Origin of the sequence: Mesorhizobium sp. C399B, from assembly GCF_030323185.1 — a bacterium.
Classification (GTDB): domain Bacteria; phylum Pseudomonadota; class Alphaproteobacteria; order Rhizobiales; family Rhizobiaceae; genus Mesorhizobium.
Genome location: NZ_CP100472.1, coordinates 5,755,313 through 5,780,577, shown reverse-complemented (window position 1 = coordinate 5,780,577; position 25,265 = coordinate 5,755,313). Strand labels below are relative to the sequence as shown.

Here is a 25,265-nt window from a genome sequence, read left to right as displayed (position 1 = left end):
ATACCCATTTCAGGCACCTATTCCGGCGACGGCACCGGCGGCCTGGTGGTCAGCGCGGCTCCGAAGGCGGCGACGACCACGGCGGCGATGCCCGCGCATTGCAACGGGCTCAGGATCTCGTGCAGGAACAGGAAGCCGGCCAGCGCGCCCAGCGCCGGCTCCAGACAAGTCAGCGTGCCGTAGAGCCTGGCCGGCATCCGGGTCAGCGCCACCATCTCCAGCCAGAACGGCAAGGCGCTGGAGAACAGCCCGACCAGCAGCGCGCTGACCAGGATCGCGGGTGCGATCAGGCCGGTACCCGCCTCGGCGAGGCCGAACGGCAGGGCGACGGCAGCGGCTATGACCAGCCCGTAAGCCGTGGTCTGGCTGCCGAGCTCGGCGCCCGCCTTTTGCGCAAAGACGATGTAGAGCGCCCAGCAGCAGCCGGCTGCCAGCGCCAGCATCACGCCGAGCGGGTCGAGTGCACTGCCGGAGTGGATGAAGGGCGACAACAGCAATATGCCGGAAACGGCCAGGACCACCCAGACGAAGTCGGTGGCGCGCCGCGACGACAGCGTCGCCACAAGCAGCGGGCCGGAGAATTCGAGCGCCACCGCGACGCCGAGCGGGATTCTGGCGAGCGCTGCGTAAAACAAAAGGTTCAGCGCCGCGAGGTTGACGCCGTAGGCGATGAGCCAGGGCAGCACGGCGCGCGACGGCCGCACCCGCCACGGCCTCAGCACCGCCGCCAGCATCAGCGCGCCCACGACCAGCCGCAGCGCCGTGGTGCCATTGGCGCCGATCAGCGGAAACAGGCCCTTGGCGAAGGTGGCACCGATCTGGATCGACACCATGGCGCCAAGCAACGCGCCGATCGGCAAGGCCTTCGCTTCAGCTGAGGCAATCGGCGTCGACGTCAATTCCAGTCCCTCCCCGCGCGACCAGCAGGCCGTAGCGCAGGCCGGAGATAGGGATAAAGGGCCTGGCTGTCGTGTGGCACGAGCGGGCTGTTGATAGGGCAAGGGTGGGAGGCGAACGCCGACGCCCTTCCTCTCCCCCGTCGATCGGGGGAGAGGTGTCGAGCAAAGCTCGACAGAGTGGGGTCGACCGTCCATCACATCCGCCCGATTGCCTGCTTGCCGGAGGCGGCGACCGTGGGTTTCATGAGCGCCTTCCCCCACTCCGTCGCCGCTTCGCGGCGCCACCTCTCCCCCCTCCGGAGGGAGAGGAAAATGCCAGCTCGCATAAGCTCGCGCCCTTCCTCTCCCCCGTCGATCGGGGGAGAGGTGTCGAGCGAAGCTCGACGAAGTGGGGGTCGACCGTTCATCCGCCTGATTGCCTGCCTGCAGGCGTTTCGCCTCGCTTCCGTCGCTCCTGTCTTGCGGCGACCGTGGGTTTCATGAGCGCCTTCCCCCACTCCGTCGCGGCTTCGCGGCGCCACCCCTCCCCCCTCCGGAGGGAGAGGAAAATGCCAGCTCGCATAAGCTTGCGCCCTTCCTCGGGGGAGAGGAAAAGAAGCTAGCTCGCCAGCCCATACACCAGGCTCACACGTCCATCCGACAGCGCCTCGGCCTTGCGCAGCTCCAGTCCGTGCCGGGCGTGCACCGTGCCGAACAGCGCCTTGCCGTCGCCGGCGAGCAGCGGGTAGACGATGAGCCGCATTTCATCCACTAGCCCCGCCCCGATCAGGCTGGCGGTGATGCTCGCGCCGCCCATGAGGTAGATGTTCTTGCCGGGCTCGCGCTTCAGCGCGGCGATGTCGTCGAGGCTGCGCAGGAAGCGCGTCGATGCCCAGGCGGCCGAAGTCATGGTGTTCGACAGCACATAGTGCGGTGTCTTGGCGGCAAAGCGCGCCCATTCGAGTTCGGCCGGGTCGACCAGCCTGCCGGTCATTGGCAATGGCTGGTCCGGCTCGTTCTGTTGGATCGCGCTCCAGTAGCGCTCATAGCCGGCATACATGACGCCGCCGAGCAGGCAGGCGTCGATCCCGGGCATCAGGCCGTATTCCTCCGACCAGTTGTCGACCCAGTCGGCGAAGCCTTCGGGGCCTTCCATCTTGCCGTCGATGGAGATCTTCATTCCGGTGATCAATTTACGCATGACTTCCTCCTTCGGGCTTGCGGGATGCAAGCACGTTGCCTGGTTTCACTTCCGATGACGCGCCGCGGTGTCTGGCGAAGGCGCGTGTTTCGCCGGCCCTTGCGCCGGCATCCGGCGCAAGGGATCGATGGTGCCCGGTTGGACCGGGCGATGCGTTAGGTCAGGTCAGGCCGGCAGGCGCCGGTCGTATTCCGCCACGATACGGCTAAAGCTGTCCCAGAACGGTTCGGGCTTCTCGGCCGCCACGCGGGCAACCAGGAGGTCGAGATGCACGTGCCAGCCGGCGGCATGCATCATCAGGCTCGAGCGGTCCGGCAGGCGGCGGTGGACCAGGGTGAGCAGGACGTCGTCGCCGCGCTGCGCCAATTCGAAGGTGACATTGCCGCTGCCGTTCCAGGTGATGGTGAGCTTGCGCGGCGGATCGCACTCGACGATCTGGTTGTGCATCCGCTGCTCGCCGCCACTGAAGCTGGCCGGCCTGTCGCCGGGCGGGTCGGTCAGTTCGTCATTGCGCCAGACCAGCTCGAAGGAAGAGCCTTCCTCCATCTCCATGTCGCCGGCCGCCAGCCATTTGCGGCGCAGATCGCTCTGCGTCAGATATTCCCAGACGCGCTCCCTGGTTCCGGGCAAAAGCCGTTCGACCCTCAACGTGGCCGGCTGGATCAGCTGGGCGTAGCCGTCGAAGCTGTTCATCTGGTTCATCGGTCGTCTCCCTTGGAAGGTGTTGGCCTGGGTGATTCCGGCTTCGATGGTTCTGGATTTGCCGGTGCCGGCGTTGACGGCGTTGTCGACGTTTTGCGCCCCGCCTCCTCGCGCAAAAGCTGTTCGAGGACATCGAGGCGGCTGTTCCAGAAACGCGCGTATTGGCCGAGCCACTGATAGGCGGTGGCCAGCGGGCGGGCCTCGAGGCGGCAGACATGGGTGCGCCCGCGCACTTCGCGCCGGATCAGCCCGGCATGCTCCAGCGCCTTGATGTGCTTGGAGGCGGCGGCCAGCGACATGGCAAAGGGTTGAGCCAACTCGCTCACCGTACGCTCGCCGCCGGCGAGGTGGTTAAGCATGTTCCGGCGCGTGGCGTCGCCGAGGGCGTGAAAAACCTGGTCCATCTGGGGCGCCTCTAATTCAACCATGTAGTTGAATATAGAGGCGAGATTTTAGATAGTCAACTAGTTGGTTGAATGTTTTTTGGGGAGAGGCGCTGGCCCCCTACCTCCCCCTTGTGGGGAGGTCGGACCGTAGGTCCGGGCGGGGGTACTAGCGCTGACCGTGGGGGATGTGGATTTCCTCTTCCCTCACGAAAGTCTGGGAGAGGAACCCAAGATGGCGGAGGTCCGCGCAGACCCCCACCCCGATCCGCTTTGCGGATCGACCCTCCCCACAAGGGGGAGGGTAAAGTGCCCTCACCCCGCCATCGCCAGCGGCACCGCGCTCTTGTTGGGGATCTGGATGTCGATCTCCAGCGTCGACATGGTCTCGCCGCGGTCCATCGAAACTTGCAGATAATCCTGGTCGATCTGCACATGCTTGGCGATCACCGCCATGATCTCCTCGCGCAGGATGGAGACGAGATCGGGCTGGCTGCGGTTGCGGCGCTCATAGGCGAGAAGCACTTGCAGCCGTTCGCGCGCCACCGGCGCGCTGGTGCGCCGCTTGAAGATGTCGAGCAGGTTCATGCCGCCCTCCTTCCCAAAAGACGATCGAGGAAGCCCTTGCGTTCGAAGGGCACGATGACCGGCAGCTGTTCGCCCTCGAGGCGCTTGGCCGCGTCGATGTAAGCCTTGGCAGCGGCGTTCAGCGGCTCCGACAGCGTCACCGGCGAACCGAGGTTGGAGGCGCGCAGCACATCCTGGCTCTCGGGGATAATGCCGAGCAGCGGCACCGACAGGATCTCCAGCACATCGTCGATCGACAGCATTTCGCCCCGCGCGGCGCGTCCCGCATCATAGCGCGTGACCAGCACATGCTTGGCGATCTGCTCGCCCTCCTCGGCCCGCAAGGTGCGGGAATCGAGCAGGCCGATGATGCGGTCGGAATCGCGCACCGACGACACTTCCGGATTGGTGACGATGACCGCCTCGTCGGCAAAGCGCATGGCGAGCTGCGCGCCGCGCTCGATGCCGGCCGGGCTGTCGCAGAAGACGTAGTCGAACACCGAGCGCAGCTTGCCGATGACCTCGGCGACGCCCTCCTCGGTCAGCGCATCCTTGTCGCGCGTCTGCGAGGCCGGCAGCAGGAACAGCGTCTCGACCCGCTTGTCGCGGATCAGCGCCTGCGACAGCTTTGCCGAGCCCTGGATGACGTTGACGAGGTCGAACACCACGCGGCGTTCGGCGCCCATGATCAAATCGAGGTTGCGCAGGCCGACATCGAAATCCACCAGCGCCACCTTCTTGCCGGTCTTGGCGACCGCCGCCCCCAGAGCCGCGGTAGAGGTCGTCTTGCCGACGCCCCCCTTGCCCGAGGTGACCACCACTACCTTGCCCATCAATAAAGCCTCCGTTGTTGTTCGTTATGTCGTTGTCGGGCGAGACGCATTAGCTGAAAGGGGCGATGCGCAGCATGCCGTTTTCGAGAAATGCCTGCACAGGCTTGCCCCGGACTGACGGGTCCATCTCCTCGGCCGTGCAATACCAGCCATCGACCGAGAGAAGTTCGGCTTCGTTCCTGCGGCAGAAGACACGCGCCGCCGTGTTCCCTTGAGCGCCTGCCGAAGCGCGGCCGCGCAGCGTGCCATAGACGTGGATGGAACCAGTGGCGACGATCTCGGAGCCGGACGCGACGGAGCCCAGCACGATGACATCGCCATGCGGATGGAAGATCAGCTGCCCTGAACGGATCGGCGAGCGGATCATCAGCGTGCCAGCGTCGGGTGCGGCAATTTTGGCGTCTTTCGGCTGTGCCTTGGCATCGCTCGCCGGTTTCAAATCGCCCGCCTTCAAATCGCCGGCCTCTGCCTTGATGTCACCGGCCGCCTTCATGTCGCTTACCGCAGTGTCCTCCTCCGCCCTGCCCGCCTTGCGGCTCGGCTGCAGCAGCCCGTCGGTGGTCGCCTCCTTGGCGCCGACCAGCACCGGCGGCAGATGCGTGCCAAGCTCGGCGCCACCATCGAGTTCCATGGCATAGATGCGGATTCCGCGCTGGCCGAGCAGATCGACCAGCGCTTCGATGGCCACGACATCGGGCTTGAGCACGTTCAGGTCGAGCACCACCGGGCGCCCCGCAAAATATCCCGGCGAATTGCCGACCCAGCGATCGAGGCTCTCCAGCCAAACGTCCAAAGGCGCCTCGGGCGTCAGCGTGAAAGCCACGAAGGAGCGGGCGCGAAAGCGAATGGATTTGGCCTCGAGGGGAGCGGCAAAGGTCACGGCGGGCGATTCCTTACTGAGAGGTAAACGCTAGCGGTGGTATGGTTAATGAAAGGTTAATGGACTGAATAACCGCATGGCAGATCGCAAGAAATTTGAAGATCGGGGTAGACGCCGGTTGCGGACGCCAATTGGCCACACAGACCGCGACATTCACGAACCTAAGCGCGATTGCTAAGGAACAACGCTGGCGTTGCAAGGGCTTTCTAAAGTATCACCACTGGGTGAAATCTGGGGCTTGGCGAGATGAAGTTCTTTCGTGTGGCGTTGGCGGCAATCACCGCCGCGGCAATCTACCTGCCGTCCGCGGCAAGCGGCGGCGAGATCGCTTGCGCAACCACCTACGCCGGCCGGCGAATCACCCTCGTTGTCCCCAACGCTGCCGGCGGCGGCTATGATACCTATGCCCGTGCATTTGCGCCGGCCCTTGCCAGCACGACCGAGCTCAATGTCAGGGTCGTCAATATGCCTGCGGCAGGCGGATTTGCGGCGCTAAAGCGTGTAACCAATGCCCCGTCCGACGAACTGGTCCTTATGATTGAAAGCGTCTCAGACATAATTTCGCAAGGTGACATTCCGGCTGGCGTCGACAACTGGATGAATCGGCTAAATCCGATAGGACTGATTCACATCGATCCCGAAGCGTGGATTGTTCGGAACGATGTCGATTTGCAAAGCGCCAAACATCTGGTCGCGTCGGTTTCATCGCTTGAAGCCGGCATCCTGCCGATAGTGCTCACCGCGCACCTCCTCGATATCAAGGTCGACGTGGTCTCGGGCTATGAAGGCAGCGGCGCACTCATGTCCGCGCTCCTGCGTGGCGAAGGCGATATGACATCCAATTCATTGACGACAGGCTTGCGCTCGACCGCCGCAGGCGAAGCCAAAGTCGGTCTGGTTCTCACGGAGGGACCTGACCCGAACGCGCCAGGCGTGGCTTTCCTGGCGGGTGAAGGAGGGTTGGTGTGGCAGCGCAGCCAAGGCCTTTCCAAGGAGAAGCAGGAAGAACGATTGCGGTTGGCCATCGCCGTCGCGAAAGCTTCGGCGACAGCGCGGGGATTTTTTGCCCCTGCCGACATGGAGCAGAAATCGCTAGGTTGTCTTCGTGACGCCGTCTCCGCCGCGGTCAAGAGCGATGGGTTCAAGGTGGCGCTTGAAGCTCAGAAACGTCCAATCGAGCCGCGCGACGCTGACCAGACCGTCATCGTGATCAACGATATGCTCAGTGCCTTCCATGAGGCGGAAGCGTATCTGAAAAAACACCCGGAACTCGAGCGGGATGCGCGAGCAACGCGCTGATGACCGGATATTGGGCTGCCCTCGGCACTGGACTGGGCAATGTATTCTCCTGGCCGAACATACTGATCCCGGTGCTTGGCACCTTGGTTGCCATGGCTACGTCCTTTCTTCCAGGGATTGGCGGCGCCAGCCTTGCAACCCTTCTGCTGGTCGCAACCGTGCATTGGGATCCGGTATCGGTGTTGTTGCTGTTTGGCGCCCTGACCGGCGGCGCGACCTTCATGGGATCTATAACGGCTATCCTCTTCAACATACCGGGCAACGCGCCAAGCGCGGCAACCCTGCTCGACGGCCATCCGATGTCCAGGGCCGGCCTGCCTCGCACCGCGATAGCCGCCGCGGCAACGGCCTCGGCCGTCGGATCGGTTTTTGGCGTCCTCGTCCTCATAGCGCTCATGCCGATCATTCGGCCGTTCATCCTGCAATTCGGACCGTTTGAATACGTGCTGCTCGGCGTGTGGGGCCTGTCGACGATCATTGCGGTTCCAAGCGCGTCCCGTCTGAAAGCGCTGGCGATGGCGCTGCTGGGGCTTTTGGTCGGTCTTGTCGGAACTGATCCGACCTATGGCCAACCACGCTGGACGTTTGGGAGCATCGCTCTCTTCGACGGCGTCGACATGGTCGCGCTGCTGCTTGGCTTTTTCACCGTTTCTGAAATCATCTCGTGGCGAAAAAGATTGCAGCTTGAAAAAGCGGCTGGCCTGGAAAACCCGAACGACTCGATCTGGACCGGTATGCTTGCTGTCTTTCGTCATTGGGGACTAACAATGCGATCGTCGGCCATCGGCGTGTTGGTCGGCATCATTCCAGGTGTTGGAGGAACGGTCGCCAGCTTCGTTGCCTACGGGCAGGCGATCCAGACAACCCCCAGGGACCAGCGCTCAAGGTTCGGATCTGGTGACATCAGGGGCATCATTGCGCCGGAAGCGGCCGTCGATTCGAAGGACGGAGGCTCGCTTCTGCCGACCGTTGCCTTCGGCCTTCCCGGCAGCGAGGGCGGCTTGATCCTGCTGACAGTCCTGACGGTACACGGCATCGTTCCGGGCATACCGATGCTGACGACCGGCTTGCCCCTGACGTTCACGTTGATTACCGCGCTGCTGCTGTCGAACCTGCTGACGTCCGCAGTGGGATTGGCGTTGACACCATATTTTGCGCGCCTGACTGCTCTCAGGATCGACCGCATCGCGCTCCCGATCATTGTCGTCAGCTTCGTGACGATCGTGCAGCTAAACGGGCTGCTGATCGATCTGTACGTAGCCGTCGCTTTCGGGCTGGCCGGCTACATGCTGAAGCGCCTCGCCTGGCCGCAAATTCCTTTTGTCATATCATTCGTCCTGGGCGGCTTCATCGAGCGAAACCTGGCGCTCAGTGTGGAGTTGGCCCGTGTCGGCAGGCTGAACCCTCTACAACGGCCGGCGTCGTTGACGATCATGGTCATAATCGCGCTTTCCCTCGCATGGATCGTGCGCGGTGGTGTTTTGCCGCCGCGACGTGTCAAGCCAAAGCGTGCCGATGCCGCAGTCGCATGGCTGTTGACCGGTGGATGCGCTGTGATGGCAGCGATATCGCTCCAAGGGCAGCCAGGCTATTCGATCTTCGCGCAGGCCGTGGCCTGGTGTTGTCTGTTTGCGATGCTCGCGGTCGCCCTTGTGCAAACGATCTCGCTTGTTGGCCACGAGAAACAGGGAGGCGGACGGACCCATACGATCCCGGAAAGCCATCGTGTGCCGTTGATGATGATGCTCCTGTTGCCGGCCGCTGTCTGGCTGGCGGGCCTCCCGGCGGCGCTATCCCTGTTTACCCTGATATGGATTGCAGCCGGTCAGAAGCTGACCTTGAAGTCGGCGGCACTGGCATCTTGCACCTCGGTTGCGGTCGCAGTGGCGACCTGGTTTTATCTAGATCGGATAGCGGCTATCGACCTTCCCGCTTCTGCGATGTCGCACTTGTTCTAGTGGTCGGGCTACATCCTGACGGCGACGATTTCGTATCTTGGAATTGTCTGGACGCTGTCGGCAGCGGCAAGCGGGGAAACGCTTTTCCCGGTATGATGCTGCTCCGAGCCGACAATCGTCAGGTTGGATTGCTTCAGCATATCCGCAAGGTCTGAATATGTAGTGCGATCTTCATGCAGCGGTTCACCCCAGAGCGCTTCGACGGCCGTCTTCAGCTCCGCCACGGCAGCGGCAGGAAAATGCGCCGCGACGGCGGCCTTCTCGATGGTCGAAAGCCTTCGGCCGATTTCAGCGATGCCGCGAGGCCCCCTCGGCTGGTCTTTTTCCGATAGCAACCTCTGGGAGAGAAGCAGGCGTCCGCCAGGCTTGAGACTACGCGCCCAACTGTCGACCACCTGCTGGCGTGCGCTGCGGTCGAAGAAATTAAGAACGCTATGCGCGACAACTGCCTGCACCGGCGCACAGTCGCAACCGCGAATGTCGGCGCGGTGGGTCTCGAGCGCAAAACCGGCGGAGCGGGCAAACAGCCTGTTCTGTTCGACCGTCGTTTCACAGCGATCGATCAGCACAAATTCGGGCTCGATGCCGACCGGCCTCGTTTGGCCCAGAACCATTGCCGCCAGGCCGGTGTCGGCCGCGCCCGACAGGAGAATGCGACAGCGGCCCTCCTGGGCCACGGCAGCCAATTCACGTCCAAAGAACCCCCCGCCGGCCGGCTTGGCACCTTTCGATTCCAGCAGGCGGATCATGCTCCACGTGCGATGGTAGGGCATACACCCATGGCTCGGGTCACACAGCACCTCAGCCCAATCAAACGAAAAACGGGCAAGTTGCGTGAGTGGTTCGTCGGTGTAAATCGAGAGCCGTTGTCCTGCCGGTGGGCTTTCTCGCGGGCCGTTCATTGCGATTGCATCTTCCTTCGCCGGGCCATTCTTGTTCTCCAAAGCCATCTCACCGGCCATATCCAGCGGCCCGACTGAATGAATTGGTAAGATCCGGCTGAAGGCAGGAAGTCGATTCTCCCGGTGCCGGAACTGTCGATTGCCTCGAATGCAACTTTCAACGCCGCGATAATGTGGCCACGTCGTTCCTCACGGGCGGCTGCGCCACCTTTGAACTTCGGAAAAGTCGGATTGGGGTTGACCTCGAATATCACCAATGCGCCGTCTCGCAACGTGTAGTCCACGCGGCCGAACTGGATATGGCCCGTATTGCAGGCGCGAAGCAGGTCCTCAGCGTGCGGATTGTCCTTTACGAAGGCGAGTTCCTCGCGCACGAAATCCGGGTCGGTGCTGCTTGCCGATGACTTAACGTTCCAGTCGACGGACCTAAGTATGTGCTGGGACACAATCGCGTCCCCAATGCGGAATGCGCCATACTTTCGATAGTAGCCGTTCGAATCGCGATCGGCTTCAAAGGAGACGGCGATGCGCCGCTTCATCGGCTTGGCGTTGCCCTGGAGAACGGCGATCGCCTCTTCAAGTTGGCGTGGGTTTTCCAGAAGCTTGGTTTCCGGCCCCCAGAAGCCATCTTCCATCCGGATAAAAACAGGGTAACGGGTTGGTCGCTCATCCTGCTCCAGACGCGATACTTCGACCGGGTTGATTCCTCTAATACGAAGCCGGCGGAGCAGGGCGAACCGCTCCAGGACAGTCGCGGGATGGTTTAGAATTCGAGCATCAGGGTCGGCGCGCTTTGCGGCTTCGGCAATATCCGCCGCCGCCATCATTTCCATGCCATTCAGATACTCAAAATCAGTAAAAACCAAGGTACCCGCGGGAAAGTTCAGTCGGCGGAAGACTGACTGATAGGTTTCCATGCGCAAAAGCGGCAACAAGTGCCCTGCCGACGAAATCAGCCGCCGCATCGGCGTCTGATTCAACTCGTGCACCAACACTGTGATCATCGTTGCTCGCCACCCCGTCTCGACGTCGTATAGAGAAAGTGGCGAGAGTGTCTACAGGCACGCTGGTGCCGCGAAGTGGTTGGCACTTCGTATCGCAGCATCTGGGCTGCTTCGCCGGCATCGGCACCGTCCGCTTACGGATGTTGCTATGGCCAGCACGGATCAATTTAGGCGCAAAGCTGTCAGAGAATGACGGCCTCTGTCGCGACTGCCAAAGTGATAAGTGTCAACAAGACCACTCTGAAAGATCGTCCTGGGCCTCTGATCAGGACGTCGCCCGCCTCTTCCCCTCAATCCCCCGCGCAGCCTGCTCAACCACCGCCCGGTCCGTGCCCAGCCTGTCGATCAGCTCCTGCGCCTCGTCGCCCGATATGCCGGTGCGCACGGCGAGTTCCTCGACGGTCAGGACGTCGGTGCTGGCGATCTCGCGCGGCAGGGCGTCGTCGGCCGTCAGCGGCAGGGCTGCTTCGCGGTCGATTTCGGCCTCGGCCCGGTGCCAGTGGTGCTCGGGGTCGCCAGTGCCTTCGCGCTCCCAGATCTGGTAGGCGCGCTGCTGTATCTTATGATGCCTGTCGTCGTTCATAGTGGTTCCTCCCCTGGGCTTTGAGGACGATCCGAACGATCCCAGAAATCGCGCGGTCGCAATCGTTCGCGGCGCCCTTCGCGCTGGCTACTCGCATTGCCGTCTCGGCCCGCCGGAATATGGCTGGTAGCTGTTGTCTTCCGGACGGTAGGAGCGATAGCGGCTGAAGCAGGAGGCGACATGGTCCGGTTCGCCGCCGGCAGCCGCGTAGGCGCCCGCGCCCTCGACATAGCTTGCCTCTCGCGGCGCGACGCGGTCGGCGGCGAGATAGGGCGATACGCAGGTGCGCTGCTGTCCGCTATAGGACATGTAGCTGTTGTCGTCGGGATCGTAGGAGCGGTATCGGCTGGCGCACCAGGCGAGATGCGGCGGCGGCAGTTCGGCCGGCGCGATGGCGCCGGTGACTGTGGGATCGGGCTGCTGCCTGGCCGGGTCCTGGGCTGGCTCCCTGGCGGCGATGTCGGCAGGCGCGGACTGCTCGGGCGGCACACGTTCGAAGTCCTGCGCCGTGTTGTCCACCGGCCGCGCTTTCCGGGTCCACAGTTCCGCCACGCTGACGGTGGGCCTTGCTTCCCGCACAGGCTTGGCGGCAAGCAGCCAGGCTGCGAAAACCAGCCCGCTGCCGAACACCGCAAGGGTCAGCACGAAGCCGCCGACCAGTCCCAAAATCGCTTTCACTCGACACTCCTTGTGTCCCTGCCAATAAAATGCGGGACATCACGGCTTGTTCCAGAAAAGCAGGCGCGAGGGACCTAAGTCTGACCGACCCACAACCGGCAGCTCGCCGAGAACCGGGTGCGGCGCGATTTTTTTCGACGGTGAAAATCAAGGGAGCGGTCGAGCCATTGGGCAAGATCACGTCCCGGCTATTCCGCCGCCTCGGCATAATCCACGGGCACATAGTTGAGGATCGGCCCAAGCCAGCGCTCGGCATCGGCCAGCGGCATGGCTTTACGCCGCGCATAGTCCTCGACCTGGTCGCGTTCGACCTTGGCGACACCGAAATAATAGCTTTCGGGATGGGCGAGATAGATGCCGGAGACCGATGAACCCGGCCACATCGCATAGCTTTCGGTGAGGCTCACGCCGGCACTGCGCTCACCATCCAGCAGTTGGAACAAGGTCGCCTTCTCGGTATGGTCGGGCTGCGCGGGATAGCCGGGCGCGGGGCGGATGCCGCGATAGGGCTCGCCGATCAGTTCATCCGGCGCCAGCGTCTCGTCGGCGGCGTAACCCCAGAATTCCTTGCGCACCTTCTCGTGCATGCGCTCGGCGAAAGCTTCGGCGAAACGGTCGGCCAGCGCCTTGACCATGATCGAGGAATAATCGTCATTGGCGCGCTCGAAGCGCTCTGATATCGCCACCTCCTCGATCCCCGCGGTGACGATGAAGCCGCCGATATAGTCCGGCTTGCCGCTGTCGGCCGGCGCGACGAAATCCGACAGCGCGACATTGGCCTTGCCGTCGCGCCTGGTCAGTTGCTGGCGCAGCGTGAAGAAGGTGGCCAGATCCCGCGAACGCGCCTCATCCGTGAACAGCCTGATGTCGTCGCCGACGGTGTTCGCCGGCCAGAAGCCGATGACGCCGCGCGGCGCGAACCATTTTTCCGCGATGATCTTTTTCAGCATCGCCTGCGCATCCTCGAAAAGCTGGCGTGCCGCCGGTCCCTGCTTCTCGTCGTCGAGGATCTTGGGGTAACGCCCCTTCAGTTCCCAGGTCTGGAAGAACGGCGTCCAGTCGATGTAACGCGAGAGCTCGGTCAGGTCCCAGTTTTCGAACACTTTCACGCCCGTGAACGAGGGCTTCGGCGGCTGGTAGGCGGACCAGTCGACCTTGTGCGCATTGGCCCTGGCTTTGGCCAGCGGCAGCCGCTGCTTGTCGGCCTCGGAGCGGGCATGCGCGTCGGCGACCTTCTTGTACTCGGCCCGCACTGTGTCGACGTAGCCGCCCTTGGTCTCGTTCGACAGCAAGGACGAGACGACGCCGACCGCCCGGCTCGCGTCATTGACATAGACCGTCTGTCCCTTGGAATAGCGCGGGTGGATCTTCACCGCCGTGTGCACACGGCTGGTGGTCGCGCCGCCGATCAGCAGCGGAATGTCAAACCCTTCGCGCTCCATCTCGGCGGCCATGTGCACCATCTCGTCCAGCGACGGGGTGATCAGGCCGGACAGGCCGATGATGTCGACATTTTGCTCGCGAGCCGTCTGCAGGATCTTCGCCGCCGGCACCATGACGCCGAGATCGATGATCTCGTAATTGTTGCAGGCCAGAACGACGCCGACGATGTTCTTGCCGATGTCGTGGACATCGCCCTTTACAGTCGCCATCAGGATTTTGCCGGCCGTCTGGCGCTCGCCATTGTCGATGCCATTGGCGGCGTTGGCCAGTTTTTCGGCCTCCATGTGCGGCAGCAATCCGGCCACCGCCTGCTTCATCACACGCGCCGACTTCACCACTTGCGGAAGGAACATCTTTCCCGCGCCGAACAGATCGCCGACGACATTCATGCCGGCCATCAGCGGGCCTTCGATGACATGCAGCGGGCGCTCGGATGCGAGGCGCGCCTCTTCGGTGTCGGCGTCGATGAATTCAGTGATGCCGTTGACCAGCGCATGCGAAATCCGCTGCTCGACCGTCCACTCACGCCAGGCGAGATCGCGCTCCCTGGCTTCCTTGCCGGCGGTGCCCTTGAAACGCTCGGCGATCTCCAGCATGCGTTCGGTGGCGGTTCCGGCGGCCCTGGGCGCGCGGTTGAGCACGACGTCCTCGCAAGCCTCGCGCAGTCCCGGTTCGATCGTGTCGTAGACGGCAAGCTGGCCGGCATTGACGATGCCCATATCCATGCCGCGCTGGATGGCATGGTAGAGGAACACCGCGTGCATCGCCTCGCGCACCGGCTCGTTGCCGCGGAACGAGAAGGACAGGTTCGAGACGCCGCCCGAGATATGCACATGCGGCAGCGTGGCGGTGATCTCGCCGGCGGCCTCGATGAAGTCGACGCCGTAATTGTCGTGCTCCTCGATGCCGGTGGCGACCGCGAAGACGTTGGGGTCGAAGACGATGTCTTCGGGCGGGAAACCGGCCTGTTCGGTGAGCAGCTTGTAGGCGCGGGTGCAGATCTCGATTTTGCGCGCCTTGGTGTCGGCCTGGCCGGCCTCGTCGAAGGCCATGACGACCACCGCCGCGCCGTAGGCGCGCACCAGCTTCGCGTGATGCAGAAAGGCTTCCTCGCCTTCCTTCATCGAGATGGAGTTGACCAGTGGCTTGCCCTGCACGCATTTCAGCCCGGCCTCGATGATCTCCCATTTCGAGGAGTCCACCATCACCGGGACCCGCGCGATGTCAGGCTCGGCGGCGATCAGGTTTAGATACTCGACCATCGCCTTCTTCGAATCGATCAGGCCTTCATCCATGTTGATGTCGATGATCTGTGCGCCATTGGCGACCTGGTCGCGCGCCACGTCGAGCGCCGGAACATAGTCGCCCGCCGTGATCAGCTTTCGGAACTTGGCCGAGCCGGTGACGTTGGTGCGCTCGCCGACATTGACGAAGGGAATCTCATCGGTCAGCGTGAACGGCTCCAGCCCGGACAGGCGCATCTTGCGCTCGATCTCGGGAATCGCGCGCGGCGGATATTTTTTCACGGCCTCGGCAATGGCGCGGATGTGGTCCGGCGTCGAGCCGCAGCAGCCGCCGACGACATTGACCAGCCCTTCCCGCGCAAAATCCTCGATCTGCGCGGCCATGAAGTCCGGGCTCTCGTCGTACCTGCCGAATTCATTGGGCAGGCCGGCATTCGGATAGGCGCAGACAAAGGTGTCGGCGGCACCCGATATTTCAGCCAGATGCGCGCGCATGGCGTTGGCGCCGAGCGCGCAGTTGAGGCCGATGGTGAAGGGGCTCGCATGGCGCACCGAATGCCAGAACGCCGTCGGCGTCTGGCCCGACAGCGTGCGGCCGGAGAGATCGGTGATGGTGCCGGAAATCATCACCGGCAGGTGCACGCCCTTTTCGATGAATATCTCGTTGCAGGCGAAGATCGCCGCCTTGGCGTTCAGCGTGTCGAAGATGGTCTCGATGAGAATGATGTCGGCGCCGCCGTCGATCAGGCCGCGCAGCTGCTCGCCATAGGCCAGGCGCAGATCGTCGAAGGTGACGGCGCGGTAGCCTGGATTGTTGACGTCGGGCGACATCGAGGCGGTGCGGTTGGTCGGCCCGAGCGCGCCGGCGACGAAGCGCCGCTTGCCGTCCTCCTGCTGTGCCCTCGCCGCTGCCCGACGCACCAGCCGCGCGCCGCCGCGGTTCAGCGCGTAGACGGCATCCTCCATGCCGTAATCCGCCTGGGCGATCGAGGTCGAGGAGAAGGTGTTGGTCTCGAGGATATCGGCGCCAGCGATGGCGTATTGATAATGGATCTCCTCGATCGCCTTCGGCTGCGTCAGGATCAAGAGGTCGTTGTTGCCCTGCTGGTGGCAGGCGCAGCCGGCAAAAGCCTCGCCGCGGAAATGCTCCTCGTCGAAACCGAGACCCTGGATCTGCGTGCCCATGGCGCCGTCGAGGATGAGGATGCGGTCGCGTGCCGCCGCGGTGAGCGCCGCAAGCACTTCCGAACCGTCGGGCTTGGCCGCGACGGGGCCGAACATTGCGTCCAGCGATGCAGAATTCTGCGACATTTTTTATCCTTGAGGCGACAACCATCACATAAGGATATCTTTATGTCAACATACGGAATGCAGGCGAACGCGTAGTGGCGAGAGTTTGGTGCGATGGTCATCCCGATCGACAATGTGACGGCGGCGGTCATCGTCGCCGCTGCGCCCTGCCTACACCACGACGTCCCGATACAGCCTCACCTCGCCGTCCTGGCCGCGGATGCGCCAGTCCTGCCCGTCCCGGCCCTCGACATGGCATGGCCCGAGCGGCACCTTGCCACCGCCTTCCGGCAGGTCCAGCACATAGACGGGATTGCAGATGCCCGACAGGCGGGCGCGCAACGCACCGGCCAGCGCCTGTCCCTGCGCAATCGTGGTGCGCCTGTGCGCCATGCCGCGCGCGAGGTCGCCATGGTGCAGGTAATAGGGTTTGACGCCGAGCCGGTACATCAGTTCGCGGCAGAGTTCCTCCAGCACCTCGACCGTGTCGTTGACGCCCTTGAGCAGGACACTCTGGTTGAGCAGCACGAAGCCTGCCTGGCGCATGACGCGGCAGGCCAATTCGGTGGCCGGCGTGATCTCCCGCGCATGGTTGAAATGGGTGACGATTGTGACCATCAGCCGGCCCTGCAAGGCGCCAACCAGCCCCGGCGTGATGCGCGCGGGCAGCACGACAGGCACGCGTGTGTGGATACGCAGCAGCCTCACATGCGCGATCGTCTCGATACGGGCGCGGATTTCGGCCAGCGCCTTGTCCGGCAGCGAAAGCGGATCGCCGCCGGTCAGGATCACTTCGCGGATTTCGGTATGGCCTTCGATATAGGCAAAAGCCTCTTCGAGCGCTTCTCGCGTATAGCCGCGGCCGATCGAGGTCAGGGATTCCTTGCGGAAGCAGAAACGGCAATAGACCGCGCATTGGTAGGTCGCAAACAACAGCACCCGGTCGGCGTGGCGGTGCGTCAGTCGCGGCACCGGACTGAAGGCATGGTCGGCGATCGGATCGTCGAGCTCGCCTTCCGTTTCCGTCAGCTCATCCGGCGATGGAATGACCTGGGCGCGGATCGGATCGGCGGGATCGTTCCAGTCGATCAGGTCGAGATAGGTTTTGGGGGCACGCACCTTGTGGCGTACGGCCGCCTCCTGCGCCGCCGCGCGCTCGGCGGGTGACAGCGGCAGGGAGGCGAGATCGCGGACGTGGCGCACGCCCGCGCGGATGTCGTTTTGCCAGGCGGTGTCGGCATCGCGTCCTTCGTCGGCTGTGGCCGCGTCATCGAAAGTTGAGTCTGGGGTCATTGGGGCCTCGGGGCAATTCTGGCGGTGCTATCGGCCGGATGGATGGTTCGGTCAACAGCAGTGGCTCGGCGCGGATTGTCGCTGCGCTGCGGTCCTTCGCATCCCCCGACTATCGCCGTAATCGACCAGCGCAGCAATTTCAGGCAATCTGACCGATAAGGCGCTCCAAGGGGAGATGGGCGCCGCTTAGGGAGGACCGCGATGAGCAAAATGCCGCGCTATGAGGATGCCGCTCAGCGCTTTCGCATCGAAGATGAGATCGCCCGGTTGTATGGCAACCCTGGAACCGGCATCAATGCCTATGTCGAATGCTGCGGCCGCTACACCGGAGAAGACCGGCTGGCGCTGCGCGCGATCTCGGCCGGCGGCGAGCTTCGCGAATTCAGCTTCGACGATCTCGCCGACATGTCCGGGCGCGCCGCCAATGTGCTCAAGGCCGCCGGCGTCGGTGCCGGCGATGTCGTCGCCGGCATGCTGCCGCGCGTCCCCGAACTGGTGGCGCTGATCCTCGGGACGTGGCGCATCGGCGCGGTCTACCAGCCGCTGTTCACCGCCTTCGGTCCGAAAGCCATCGAGCACCGCCTCGGCTATAGCGGCGCCAGGATCGTGGTGACCAACCCGGCCAATCGCGGCAAGCTCGACGAGGTCGAGACATCAGCGCAAATCGCCACCATTCTTGGCAATGGCGGTGAGCTACCTGCAGGCGACATCGATTTCCGCGCCGCGCTTGCCGCCGCCTCGCCCGAGTGCCAGCCGGTGATGCGCAAGGGCGACGACTTGTTCATGATGATGTCGACGTCGGGAACGACCGGCCTGCCCAAGGGCGTGCCGGTGCCGCTTCGCGCCCTGCTCGCCTTCGGCGCCTATATGCGCGACGCGATCGGCTTGCTGCCCGACGACATCTTCTGGAACATCGCGGACCCCGGCTGGGCCTACGGCCTCTATTACGCCATCACCGGCCCGTTGCAGCTCGGCATCGCCACGACCTTCCATGAAGGCGCCTTCAACGCCAAGAGCACTTACGACATCATCGAGCGGCTCGGCGTCACCAGCCTTGCCGGCTCGCCGACCGCCTATCGCCTGCTGATGGCGGAAGGCGCGGAAGCTGCGGCCCGTGTCAAAGGCAGACTGCGCGTGGTGAGCAGCGCCGGCGAGCCGCTCAACCCGGAAGTCATCCGCTGGTTCGACGCAAATCTCGCCGCGCCCATTCACGACCATTACGGCCAGACCGAGAACGGCATGATGGTCAACAACCATCATGGGCTCTCGCACGTCGTGCGCGTGGGCTCGGCCGGCTTGGCAATGCCCGGATATCGCATGGTGGTATTGGACAAGGCCGGCAACGAGCTCGGCCCCAACCAGCCCGGCATCCTCGCCGTCGACATCGCGAAGTCGCCGCTGCGCTGGTTCGACGGCTATCACCAAGCCGAGACGCCAGCGATCACGGGCGGCTACTACCGCACCGGCGACACGGTGGAGTACGAGCCGGACGGTTCGGTCTCCTTCATCGGCCGCGCCGACGATGTCATCACTTCGGCCGGCTATCGCATCGGCCCGTTCGACGTCGAAAGCGCGCTGATCGAGCATCCGGCGGTCAACGAGGCGGCTGTCGTCGGCGTGCCCGATCCGCAGCGCACCGAGATCGTCAAGGCCTTCGTCGTTCTGGCGCCGGCTTACAAGGGCAATTCGGAGCTCGCCGAAGAGCTGGCCCAGCACGTCAAGAAACGGCTGTCGGCGCACGCCTACCCGCGCGAGGTCGAGTTCATCACGGAACTGCCGAAGACCCCAAGCGGCAAGATCCAGCGCTTCCTGCTGAGGAAGGCGGAGGTGGAGAAGCGCAAGGCGTGATTAGGCGCCAATCTCCCCCCTCGAGGGGGAGATGTCGCCGAAGGCGACAGAGGGGGTCGTTGCGCGTGAAGCGCTAACGTCGTCTCGCGCTGCAAAAGGAGTCAGCGCTTCACGCGCGGCGACCCCCTCTGGCCTGCCGGCCATCTCCCCCTCATGTGGGGAGATCTGCAGCTCCAACGGCGTCTTTTTTCAGCCCAATGTTGTCATGTATCCTTGGAATCGAACGTAGAGCAGGGTTTATATCATGCGGTGGGTCTGGACGTTTCTGTTTGCACTGGTGAGCAGCGTGGCTTTCGCGGCCTCGCCGGAGGACGACTATGTGGCCGCGCGTGACAAGGCGATTGCTGATATCGCAGCGCTGAACAGTGCGAACGCGGCAATCGAGACCATCGACGCTGAGAACGAGAAGGCGCTGGCCGACCTCCAGCAGCGTCTTGCCGGCATCATCGGTCCGCTGGCGGTCAAGGACTTTCCGCCAACCGGCACAATCAATATCGAAAGCCTCAGCGACTCCGATATCGGCTATGGCATGCTCGATGGGCTGCGATACACCAAGGGCGACGACGGCCCCAGCCTAGTGGCAACGACGCGAGGGCTGCTGGAGCGCTGGCTCCAGTCCAGAACCGCCGAGACCGACGAAAGTTTCAAACTGCCCGCCGGCATCGATGAGGCGCTTAAGCTGGATGCCTTCTATACCCAGGCGATCAACAGCGACGCCGCCTTCGAGGGAACGCTCGACTTTCCATTGAAGAAACCCGAAGGCGCCGACATCGCCTTCGCACGGCTCGGCGGCTGGACGCAGGACGTCGGGCCGATCTATGAGCAGGAAGTCATCGTTACGCTCGTCAAAGGCAACAGCGTGAGAATTATCGCAGCGCCGGCAGCCCCTGCCGTTCCGAAGATCGCCGCCTGCGACGCCGTGTGGGCTGCTGCGGACGCCGCCGCGCAGAAATTCCAGGAGGCCTACCAGGCATCGGACCTGAAGGACGAAAAAGCGTTCGAGTCCTCCAACGCCGCCTGGGACAAGGGCGACAGCGACTACCGGGCCTGCATGGCGCAGCGCCTGCCGGCTGACCCGGCTTTCCCGGCGCTGCTCGCCCAGGCGCAGGCGCTGGCCGATCAAATGGCTGGGAAGTAAGCCTCCCGCAAGGGCCCGCGCGGCAAGATCAGCCGGCTTGTTGCAATCTGAGGCGAATATGACTTCGCCGCTGGGTTGCAGAACGCTGCAACCTGGCGTCCTACTTTCGGACACTCATTCAGATTTCGGCTGGACCCTGGCAGCCAAAAGCTTACCGTTTGTTCTCGGATTCGTCTCGAAGCTCAAACTTAAGCTTTAGCTACTATGGTCGACCGAAGGACTACTGTCCTGGAAAGGTCTTCGGATCGAGTTGGCAGGTGCAATGCTCAATTCCGGCCGGTTGAAACGGGCCGTTTTTTCTTCCGCCAACTTGCCGGCGGCGATTGCCTTTGTCGTGCTTCTCGTCTGCGCCCTGGTTGCCGACCAGAGGAACAGAGAGGTCTCCGATCAGCTGGCGCGCGCCGACGTCCTGGCCAAGGTCAACATCATACGCGCCAAGCTCGAAGGCAACATAGGCGGCAATCTCCAGCTGGTTCAGGGTCTCGTTTCGACAATCGTTACCGAGCCTTATATGGGCCAGCAAAGATTTGCGGCACTCGCCCGTAATCTGTTCGAGCAAAAATCGCAGTTGCGCGATATTGCCGGCGCCCCCGACCTCGTCATCGCGCTGATGTATCCGCTGGAAGGCAATGAAAAAGCCATCGGGCTGGACTACCGCAAGAGCGATACGCAACGCATGGCCGCGCTTCGCGCCCGTGACCAGCGCGCGCTGGTGCTCGCCGGGCCGGTCAAACTGGCGCAAGGCGGACGTGGCTTCATCGGCCGTATCCCGGTCTTCGTGCCGACGGCGGGTGGCGGCGACCGTTTCTGGGGTATCGTCTCGGCCGTGATCGATGTCGATCGGCTCTACGCTGCCAGCGGACTGACCGACCCTGATCTGGATATCGATGTGGCGCTTATCGGCAAGGATGCGCTCGGCGGCGGCGGGGAACTGTTCTTCGGCGGCGATAATGTCGTGTCCGGCAATCCGGTGATGGCAGAGGTGCAATTGCCTTCAGGCTCCTGGCAAATTTCAGCCATACCGAAGGGCGGCTGGCCGACCGCTCCGAAAAATGAGTGGCTGTTGCGTCTGCTCATGGCGCTTGCCGGCGCGCTGGTGGTGCTGCCGATCCTCGTGGCAGGACGTCTTTTCGGTGAGCGGCAGAAAAGTGACGCCGAGTTGAGGCGCCTGTCCCGGCGGCTGGAGCTGGCGTTGGAAGCCTCTGCTATAGGCGTGTGGGAGCACGATACCGTCAGCAACGAACTCGTATGGGACGACCGCATCAACGAAATCTATGGCAAACCCGGCGGCGGCAAGACCCGTAGCTATGACGACTGGGCGCTGGCGATCCATCCCCAAGACTTCGAACGGGCTAAAGCAGATTTCGATTCGGCTGTTGCAACACAAGGCCCCTACTCTTCGCAGTATCGGCTCCTGCGGCCGGACGGCACCATTCGCCATGTGCGCACCCGCGCCAGTTTCTTCCGGGACATCGACGGCACGCCAAAAATGATCGGCGCCGAATGGGATGTGACAGGCGACGTGCTGCTCAACGAGAATCTCGTGCGTGAACGTCGCCTTTCAGAATCGAAAAATGCCGAACTGAACCTGGCCAAAGCCCGCATCGAGCATGTCGCGATGCATGATTCGCTGACCGGTCTGCCCAACCGTCGGTATCTGGACGAGATGCTTGCCGAAAACCGCGAAGCCGACGGCCGTGCGGCGTTGCTGCATCTCGACCTTGACCGGTTCAAGCAGATCAACGACACGCTCGGCCATGCAGCGGGCGATGCATTGCTGGTGCATGCTTCGAAAGTCATCAAGGCCAGCGTCGGCAGTGCCGATTTCGTTGCGCGCATCGGCGGCGACGAGTTTGTCGTGCTGAGCCATGGACGCGACGACAAGGAACTCGCCGCGCTGGCCGACCACATTATCGATGCGATGCGCCAGCCGGTCGACTATCTGGGTCACCAGTGCCGGTTCGGCGTCAGCATCGGCATTGCGGCCAATAGCGGCGTCGATGCAAGGCAGTTGCTTGTCAATGCCGATCTGGCGCTGTACCGGGCGAAAGGCCGCGGCCGCAACCGCTACGAGTTTTTCAACGAAGAGCTGCAGAGCGAGATCGTGCGGACCAAGCAGACCGCCGACGAGATTCTGGGCGGGCTCGAGCGGAACGAATTCATCGTCTACTATCAGCCGCAGTTCGACGCCAAGACGCTGGAGATCGTCGGCGTCGAGGCGCTGTCGCGTTGGGATCACCCGCAACGCGGCATGCTGACCCCCGACGCCTACATCAAGGTGGCTGAAGAACTCAATGTCGTGGCGCTTATCGACCGCACCGTCCTGGAGCAGGCGCTCGATAATTTCGAGCGTTGGTCGCGCAGCCACCTCAACATCCCGCGCGTCTCGGTCAACGTTTCCGCACGGCGCCTGGAAGACAGGGACCTGATCAAGGGTTTGCGCAAGCTTCCCATCAAGGAAGGGACCGTGTCGTTCGAACTGGTGGAGTCGATTTTCCTCGACGAAAACGACGAGCTGGTCAGCTGGAACATCGAACACATCAAGGGGCTCGGCATCGACGTCGAGATCGACGATTTCGGCACCGGGCATGCCTCGATCGTCTCGCTGTTGAAGTTGCGGCCCCGTCGCCTCAAGATCGACCGCCAACTGGTTACCCCCATCACCAGCTCAACCGCACAGCGGCAGCTTGTGTCGTCCATCATCGACATCGGCAAGTCGCTCGGGATCGAAGTGATCGCCGAGGGCGTCGAGACGATGGAGCACGCGCGCATCCTGAAAGAGCTTGGCTGCGACATCCTGCAAGGCTTCCTGTTCGGCTACCCGATGGATGCCAAAGTCTTCAAGGCCTTCGCGCAGTCGCGCAAATGGCTGGCGGCGAGCTGACAAATCCTGGCTTTGCTGGACGCAAATGCGGACGCAGGACCTGCGTCAGATCCGCAGCCCCGGCGCCTCGTGCCCGGTCCTCTCCACATATTCGGTATAGCCGCCGCCATAGGTGTGGATGCCTTCTGGCGTCAGTTCCAGCACGCGGTTGGAGAGTGCGGCCAGGAAATGGCGGTCGTGCGAGACGAACAGCATGGTGCCTTCGTATTGCGACAGCGCCGTGATCAGCATCTCCTTTGTGGCGATGTCCAAATGGTTGGTCGGCTCGTCCAGCACCAGCAGGTTGGGCGGGTCGAACAGCATCAGCGCCATTATCAGGCGCGCCTTTTCGCCGCCCGACAGCACCCGGCATTTCTTCTCGATCTCGTCGCCGGAAAAGCCGAAGCAGCCGGCGAGTGCCCTGAGCGGCGCCTGGCCGGCTTGTGGAAACGCGTCCTCCAGCGTCTGGAACACGGTGCGTTCGCCCTCCAGCACCTCCATGGCGTGCTGGGCGAAATAGCCCATTTTCACACTCGGCCCCCGAGCAACTGTGCCGGCATCCGGGTCAGACGCGCCGGCCACCAGCTTCAGCAGCGTCGACTTGCCGGCGCCGTTGACGCCCATGATGCACCAGCGCTCGCGGCGGCGGACCTGGAAGTCCAGCCCCTCATAGATCGAGCGGCTGCCATAGCCCTTGTGGACGTTCTTCAGCGTCACGACATCTTCGCCGCAGCGCGGCGCCGGCTGAAAATCGAAATTCACGATCTGACGGCGCTTGGGCGGCTCGACACGATCGATCTTGTCGAGCTTCTTCACCCGGCTCTGCACCTGGGCGGCGTGTGACGCCCGCGCCTTGAAGCGCTCGATAAAAGCGATCTCCTTGGCCAGCATGGCCTGCTGGCGCTCGAACTGCGCCTGCTGCTGCTTGTCGGCGATCGCCCGCTGCTGCTGGTAGAATTCGTAATTGCCGGAATAGGCGGTGAGCGAACCGGCGTCGATCTCGACCACCTTGTTGACGATGCGGTTCATGAACTCGCGGTCGTGCGAGGTCATCAGCAGCGCGCCCTCATAACCTTTCAGGAACTGCTCCAGCCAGATCAGGCTTTCGAGATCGAGATGGTTGGACGGTTCGTCGAGCAGCATGACATCGGGCCGCATCAACAGGATGCGGGCCAGCGCCACGCGCATCTTCCAGCCGCCGGACAGTTTGCCGACATCGCCATCCATCATCTCCTGGGAAAAGCCGAGGCCGTCGAGCACTTCGCGGGCGCGGCCATCGAGCGCATAGCCGTCGAGCTCCTCGAAACGATGCTGCGCCTCGCCGTACTTCTCGATGATCTCATCCATCCGGTCGGCCTGCTCGGGATCGGCCATGGCCGCCTCGAGTTCGGCCATTTCGGCCGCCACGTCGCTGACCGGCCCGGCGCCGTTCATCACTTCGGCCACAGCACTGTGGCCGGCCATGTCGCCGACATCCTGGCTGAAATAGCCGATGGTGACGCCGCGATCGACCTGCACCTGGCCCTCGTCGGGCTGCTCCTGGCCGGTGATCATGCGAAACAAAGTCGTCTTGCCGGCGCCGTTCGGACCGACAAGGCCGATCTTCTCGCCCTTCTGTAGCGAGGCCGAGGCCTCGATGAAGACAAGCTGGCGGCCGTTCTGCTTGCTGATGCTTTCAAGACGGATCATGAGGCGGTCCGGGGGAGTTGGTGCAAAGTTGAGGGATTTGCCCGGGGCCATACGCGAATGAGCGCAAGGAGGAAAGAGGCAGAAGTGCCACAGATGGTGGCGAGGACCCGTCATTGCGCCCGAAACAAAAATCCAGCGATTGTCGAAAACCGCCCTCGCGGAACGACATTGGCACGGCGGCCTGCATGGCCCCCAAACAGCGACACCAACAGGCAGGAATATGACGATGGCCAAGATGCTCGTGATCTACAAAACCCCGGCTGATCCGGAGGCGTTCGACCGGCACTATTTCGAGGTTCATGTGCCGCTGGCCAAGAAGCTTCCCGGCCTGCGGCGCTACGACATCAGCAGGCGGCCCATCATCAAGCGCTCGGCGGGCGAGATTCCGTATCTGGTCGGGACACTCTATTTCGACAGCCTCGCCGATATGCAGAGCGCATTTGCCACCGAAATCGGCATTGCCTGCGCCGCTGACCGGCGTATACTCGCCCCAGGAGACGATGACTTGACGATGCTGCTGTTCGACGTCGACGAAGTGTGAATCTTAGCCGATCTCGGAGTGGAACGAAGGAGCCGCACCGAAGCGGAC

The 25,265-nt window shown here is 63.1% G+C and carries 20 protein-coding genes; 6 read left to right on the top strand and 14 right to left on the bottom strand.

Features of this window, described 5'->3' with window-relative positions; genetic code table 11:
• Positions 1–17: 17 nt before the first annotated feature.
• The 7 genes from NLY36_RS27485 to minC all read right to left on the bottom strand — a co-directional run bounded on the left by NLY36_RS27485 (position 18) and on the right by minC (position 5,444).
• The gene (locus NLY36_RS27485) at positions 18–899 is read right to left on the bottom strand and encodes an EamA family transporter (RefSeq protein WP_023735468.1); all 882 of its coding nucleotides are present in this window, start codon (positions 897–899) and stop codon (positions 18–20) included.
• Positions 900–1,497: 598 nt separating this feature from the next.
• A complete protein-coding gene (locus NLY36_RS27480; RefSeq protein WP_023735469.1) occupies positions 1,498–2,079 on the bottom strand; it encodes a dihydrofolate reductase family protein in 582 nt (193 codons plus the stop codon).
• A 165-nt stretch (positions 2,080–2,244) separates the two neighbouring features.
• Positions 2,245–2,781, bottom strand: coding sequence for an SRPBCC family protein (locus NLY36_RS27475; RefSeq protein ID WP_023695516.1), 537 nt, complete (start codon positions 2,779–2,781; stop codon positions 2,245–2,247).
• A complete protein-coding gene (locus NLY36_RS27470; protein WP_023693878.1) occupies positions 2,778–3,209 on the bottom strand; it encodes an ArsR/SmtB family transcription factor in 432 nt (143 codons plus the stop codon). Before NLY36_RS27470 ends, NLY36_RS27475 begins: the two co-directional genes overlap by 4 nt.
• A 270-nt stretch (positions 3,210–3,479) precedes the next feature.
• Positions 3,480–3,752, bottom strand: coding sequence for a cell division topological specificity factor MinE (gene minE, locus NLY36_RS27465; protein ID WP_023684809.1), 273 nt, complete (start codon positions 3,750–3,752; stop codon positions 3,480–3,482).
• Entirely contained in the window at positions 3,749–4,564 is an 816-nt protein-coding gene (minD, locus tag NLY36_RS27460) for a septum site-determining protein MinD (RefSeq protein WP_023670342.1), read from the bottom strand. The genes minE and minD overlap by 4 nt, the downstream gene beginning before the upstream one ends.
• 49 nt (positions 4,565–4,613) lie before the next feature.
• Complete coding sequence (gene minC, locus NLY36_RS27455) at positions 4,614–5,444, bottom strand: septum site-determining protein MinC (RefSeq protein ID WP_023695517.1); 831 nt, start codon at positions 5,442–5,444, stop codon at positions 4,614–4,616.
• A 246-nt stretch (positions 5,445–5,690) separates the two neighbouring features.
• On the opposite strand from minC, the gene NLY36_RS27450 reads away from it, so the two are divergent.
• A complete protein-coding gene (locus NLY36_RS27450; protein WP_023695518.1) occupies positions 5,691–6,743 on the top strand; it encodes a Bug family tripartite tricarboxylate transporter substrate binding protein in 1,053 nt (350 codons plus the stop codon).
• The gene (locus tag NLY36_RS27445; RefSeq protein ID WP_023695519.1) at positions 6,743–8,701 is read left to right on the top strand and encodes a tripartite tricarboxylate transporter permease; all 1,959 of its coding nucleotides are present in this window, start codon (positions 6,743–6,745) and stop codon (positions 8,699–8,701) included. The genes NLY36_RS27450 and NLY36_RS27445 overlap by 1 nt, the downstream gene beginning before the upstream one ends.
• A gap of 8 nt (positions 8,702–8,709) precedes the next feature.
• Here the strand turns inward: NLY36_RS27445 and NLY36_RS27440 are convergent, their stop codons facing one another.
• The 6 genes from NLY36_RS27440 to NLY36_RS27415 form a co-directional block, all read right to left on the bottom strand.
• Entirely contained in the window at positions 8,710–9,651 is a 942-nt protein-coding gene (locus NLY36_RS27440; protein ID WP_196814857.1) for a class I SAM-dependent methyltransferase, read from the bottom strand.
• The gene (locus NLY36_RS27435; RefSeq protein WP_023695521.1) at positions 9,600–10,607 is read right to left on the bottom strand and encodes a hypothetical protein; all 1,008 of its coding nucleotides are present in this window, start codon (positions 10,605–10,607) and stop codon (positions 9,600–9,602) included. The genes NLY36_RS27440 and NLY36_RS27435 overlap by 52 nt, the downstream gene beginning before the upstream one ends.
• 265 nt (positions 10,608–10,872) lie before the next feature.
• Complete coding sequence (locus NLY36_RS27430) at positions 10,873–11,190, bottom strand: DUF2934 domain-containing protein (RefSeq protein WP_023695522.1); 318 nt, start codon at positions 11,188–11,190, stop codon at positions 10,873–10,875.
• 87 nt (positions 11,191–11,277) lie between these two features.
• Positions 11,278–11,868 carry a BA14K family protein gene (locus NLY36_RS27425; RefSeq protein ID WP_023695523.1) on the bottom strand — a complete coding sequence of 197 codons (591 nt, stop codon included), beginning with the start codon at positions 11,866–11,868 and terminating at the stop codon, positions 11,278–11,280.
• Positions 11,869–12,056: 188 nt separating this feature from the next.
• Positions 12,057–15,866, bottom strand: a complete 3,810-nt coding sequence (gene metH, locus NLY36_RS27420; RefSeq protein ID WP_023695524.1) for a methionine synthase — start codon at positions 15,864–15,866, stop codon at positions 12,057–12,059.
• 150 nt (positions 15,867–16,016) lie between these two features.
• On the bottom strand, positions 16,017–17,138 hold the full coding sequence (locus NLY36_RS27415) for a KamA family radical SAM protein (protein ID WP_031208658.1): 1,122 nt from the start codon (positions 17,136–17,138) through the stop codon (positions 16,017–16,019).
• Between the two features lie 201 nt (positions 17,139–17,339).
• Here NLY36_RS27415 and NLY36_RS27410 point away from each other — a divergent pair, with 201 nt between their 5' ends.
• The 3 genes from NLY36_RS27410 (at position 17,340) to NLY36_RS27400 (ending at position 23,008) form a co-directional block, all read left to right on the top strand.
• The gene (locus NLY36_RS27410) at positions 17,340–18,986 is read left to right on the top strand and encodes an acyl-CoA synthetase (RefSeq protein WP_023735470.1); all 1,647 of its coding nucleotides are present in this window, start codon (positions 17,340–17,342) and stop codon (positions 18,984–18,986) included.
• 244 nt (positions 18,987–19,230) lie between these two features.
• Positions 19,231–20,124, top strand: coding sequence for a hypothetical protein (locus NLY36_RS27405; protein WP_023693888.1), 894 nt, complete (start codon positions 19,231–19,233; stop codon positions 20,122–20,124).
• A 262-nt stretch (positions 20,125–20,386) separates the two neighbouring features.
• Positions 20,387–23,008 (top strand): bifunctional diguanylate cyclase/phosphodiesterase, encoded by a 2,622-nt coding sequence (locus NLY36_RS27400; protein WP_081730963.1) that lies wholly within the window; start codon positions 20,387–20,389, stop codon positions 23,006–23,008.
• 45 nt (positions 23,009–23,053) lie between these two features.
• Here the strand turns inward: NLY36_RS27400 and NLY36_RS27395 are convergent, their stop codons facing one another.
• Positions 23,054–24,676, bottom strand: coding sequence for an ABC-F family ATP-binding cassette domain-containing protein (locus NLY36_RS27395; RefSeq protein ID WP_023735472.1), 1,623 nt, complete (start codon positions 24,674–24,676; stop codon positions 23,054–23,056).
• 226 nt (positions 24,677–24,902) lie between these two features.
• Between NLY36_RS27395 and NLY36_RS27390 the strand changes: the two genes are divergently transcribed.
• On the top strand, positions 24,903–25,217 hold the full coding sequence (locus tag NLY36_RS27390) for an EthD family reductase (RefSeq protein ID WP_023670330.1): 315 nt from the start codon (positions 24,903–24,905) through the stop codon (positions 25,215–25,217).
• Positions 25,218–25,265 lie beyond the last annotated feature (48 nt).

Bases quoted from the DNA above. Each gene is read 5' to 3' on its own strand.
- NLY36_RS27480 (WP_023735469.1), bottom strand. From the start codon at position 2,079: ATGCGTAAATTGATCACCGGAATGAAGATCTCCATCGACGGCAAGATG.
- NLY36_RS27475 (WP_023695516.1), bottom strand. From the start codon at position 2,781: ATGAACCAGATGAACAGCTTCGACGGCTACGCCCAGCTGATCCAGCCG.
- NLY36_RS27470 (WP_023693878.1), bottom strand. From the start codon at position 3,209: ATGGTTGAATTAGAGGCGCCCCAGATGGACCAGGTTTTTCACGCCCTC.
- minE (WP_023684809.1), bottom strand. From the start codon at position 3,752: ATGAACCTGCTCGACATCTTCAAGCGGCGCACCAGCGCGCCGGTGGCG.
- minD (WP_023670342.1), bottom strand. From the start codon at position 4,564: ATGGGCAAGGTAGTGGTGGTCACCTCGGGCAAGGGGGGCGTCGGCAAG.
- NLY36_RS27450 (WP_023695518.1), top strand. From the start codon at position 5,691: ATGAAGTTCTTTCGTGTGGCGTTGGCGGCAATCACCGCCGCGGCAATC.
- NLY36_RS27445 (WP_023695519.1), top strand. From the start codon at position 6,743: ATGACCGGATATTGGGCTGCCCTCGGCACTGGACTGGGCAATGTATTC.
- NLY36_RS27440 (WP_196814857.1), bottom strand. From the start codon at position 9,651: ATGGCTTTGGAGAACAAGAATGGCCCGGCGAAGGAAGATGCAATCGCA.
- NLY36_RS27435 (WP_023695521.1), bottom strand. From the start codon at position 10,607: ATGATCACAGTGTTGGTGCACGAGTTGAATCAGACGCCGATGCGGCGG.
- NLY36_RS27430 (WP_023695522.1), bottom strand. From the start codon at position 11,190: ATGAACGACGACAGGCATCATAAGATACAGCAGCGCGCCTACCAGATC.
- metH (WP_023695524.1), bottom strand. From the start codon at position 15,866: ATGTCGCAGAATTCTGCATCGCTGGACGCAATGTTCGGCCCCGTCGCG.
- NLY36_RS27415 (WP_031208658.1), bottom strand. From the start codon at position 17,138: ATGACCCCAGACTCAACTTTCGATGACGCGGCCACAGCCGACGAAGGA.
- NLY36_RS27410 (WP_023735470.1), top strand. From the start codon at position 17,340: ATGAGCAAAATGCCGCGCTATGAGGATGCCGCTCAGCGCTTTCGCATC.
- NLY36_RS27405 (WP_023693888.1), top strand. From the start codon at position 19,231: ATGCGGTGGGTCTGGACGTTTCTGTTTGCACTGGTGAGCAGCGTGGCT.
- NLY36_RS27400 (WP_081730963.1), top strand. From the start codon at position 20,387: ATGCTCAATTCCGGCCGGTTGAAACGGGCCGTTTTTTCTTCCGCCAAC.
- NLY36_RS27395 (WP_023735472.1), bottom strand. From the start codon at position 24,676: ATGATCCGTCTTGAAAGCATCAGCAAGCAGAACGGCCGCCAGCTTGTC.
- NLY36_RS27390 (WP_023670330.1), top strand. From the start codon at position 24,903: ATGGCCAAGATGCTCGTGATCTACAAAACCCCGGCTGATCCGGAGGCG.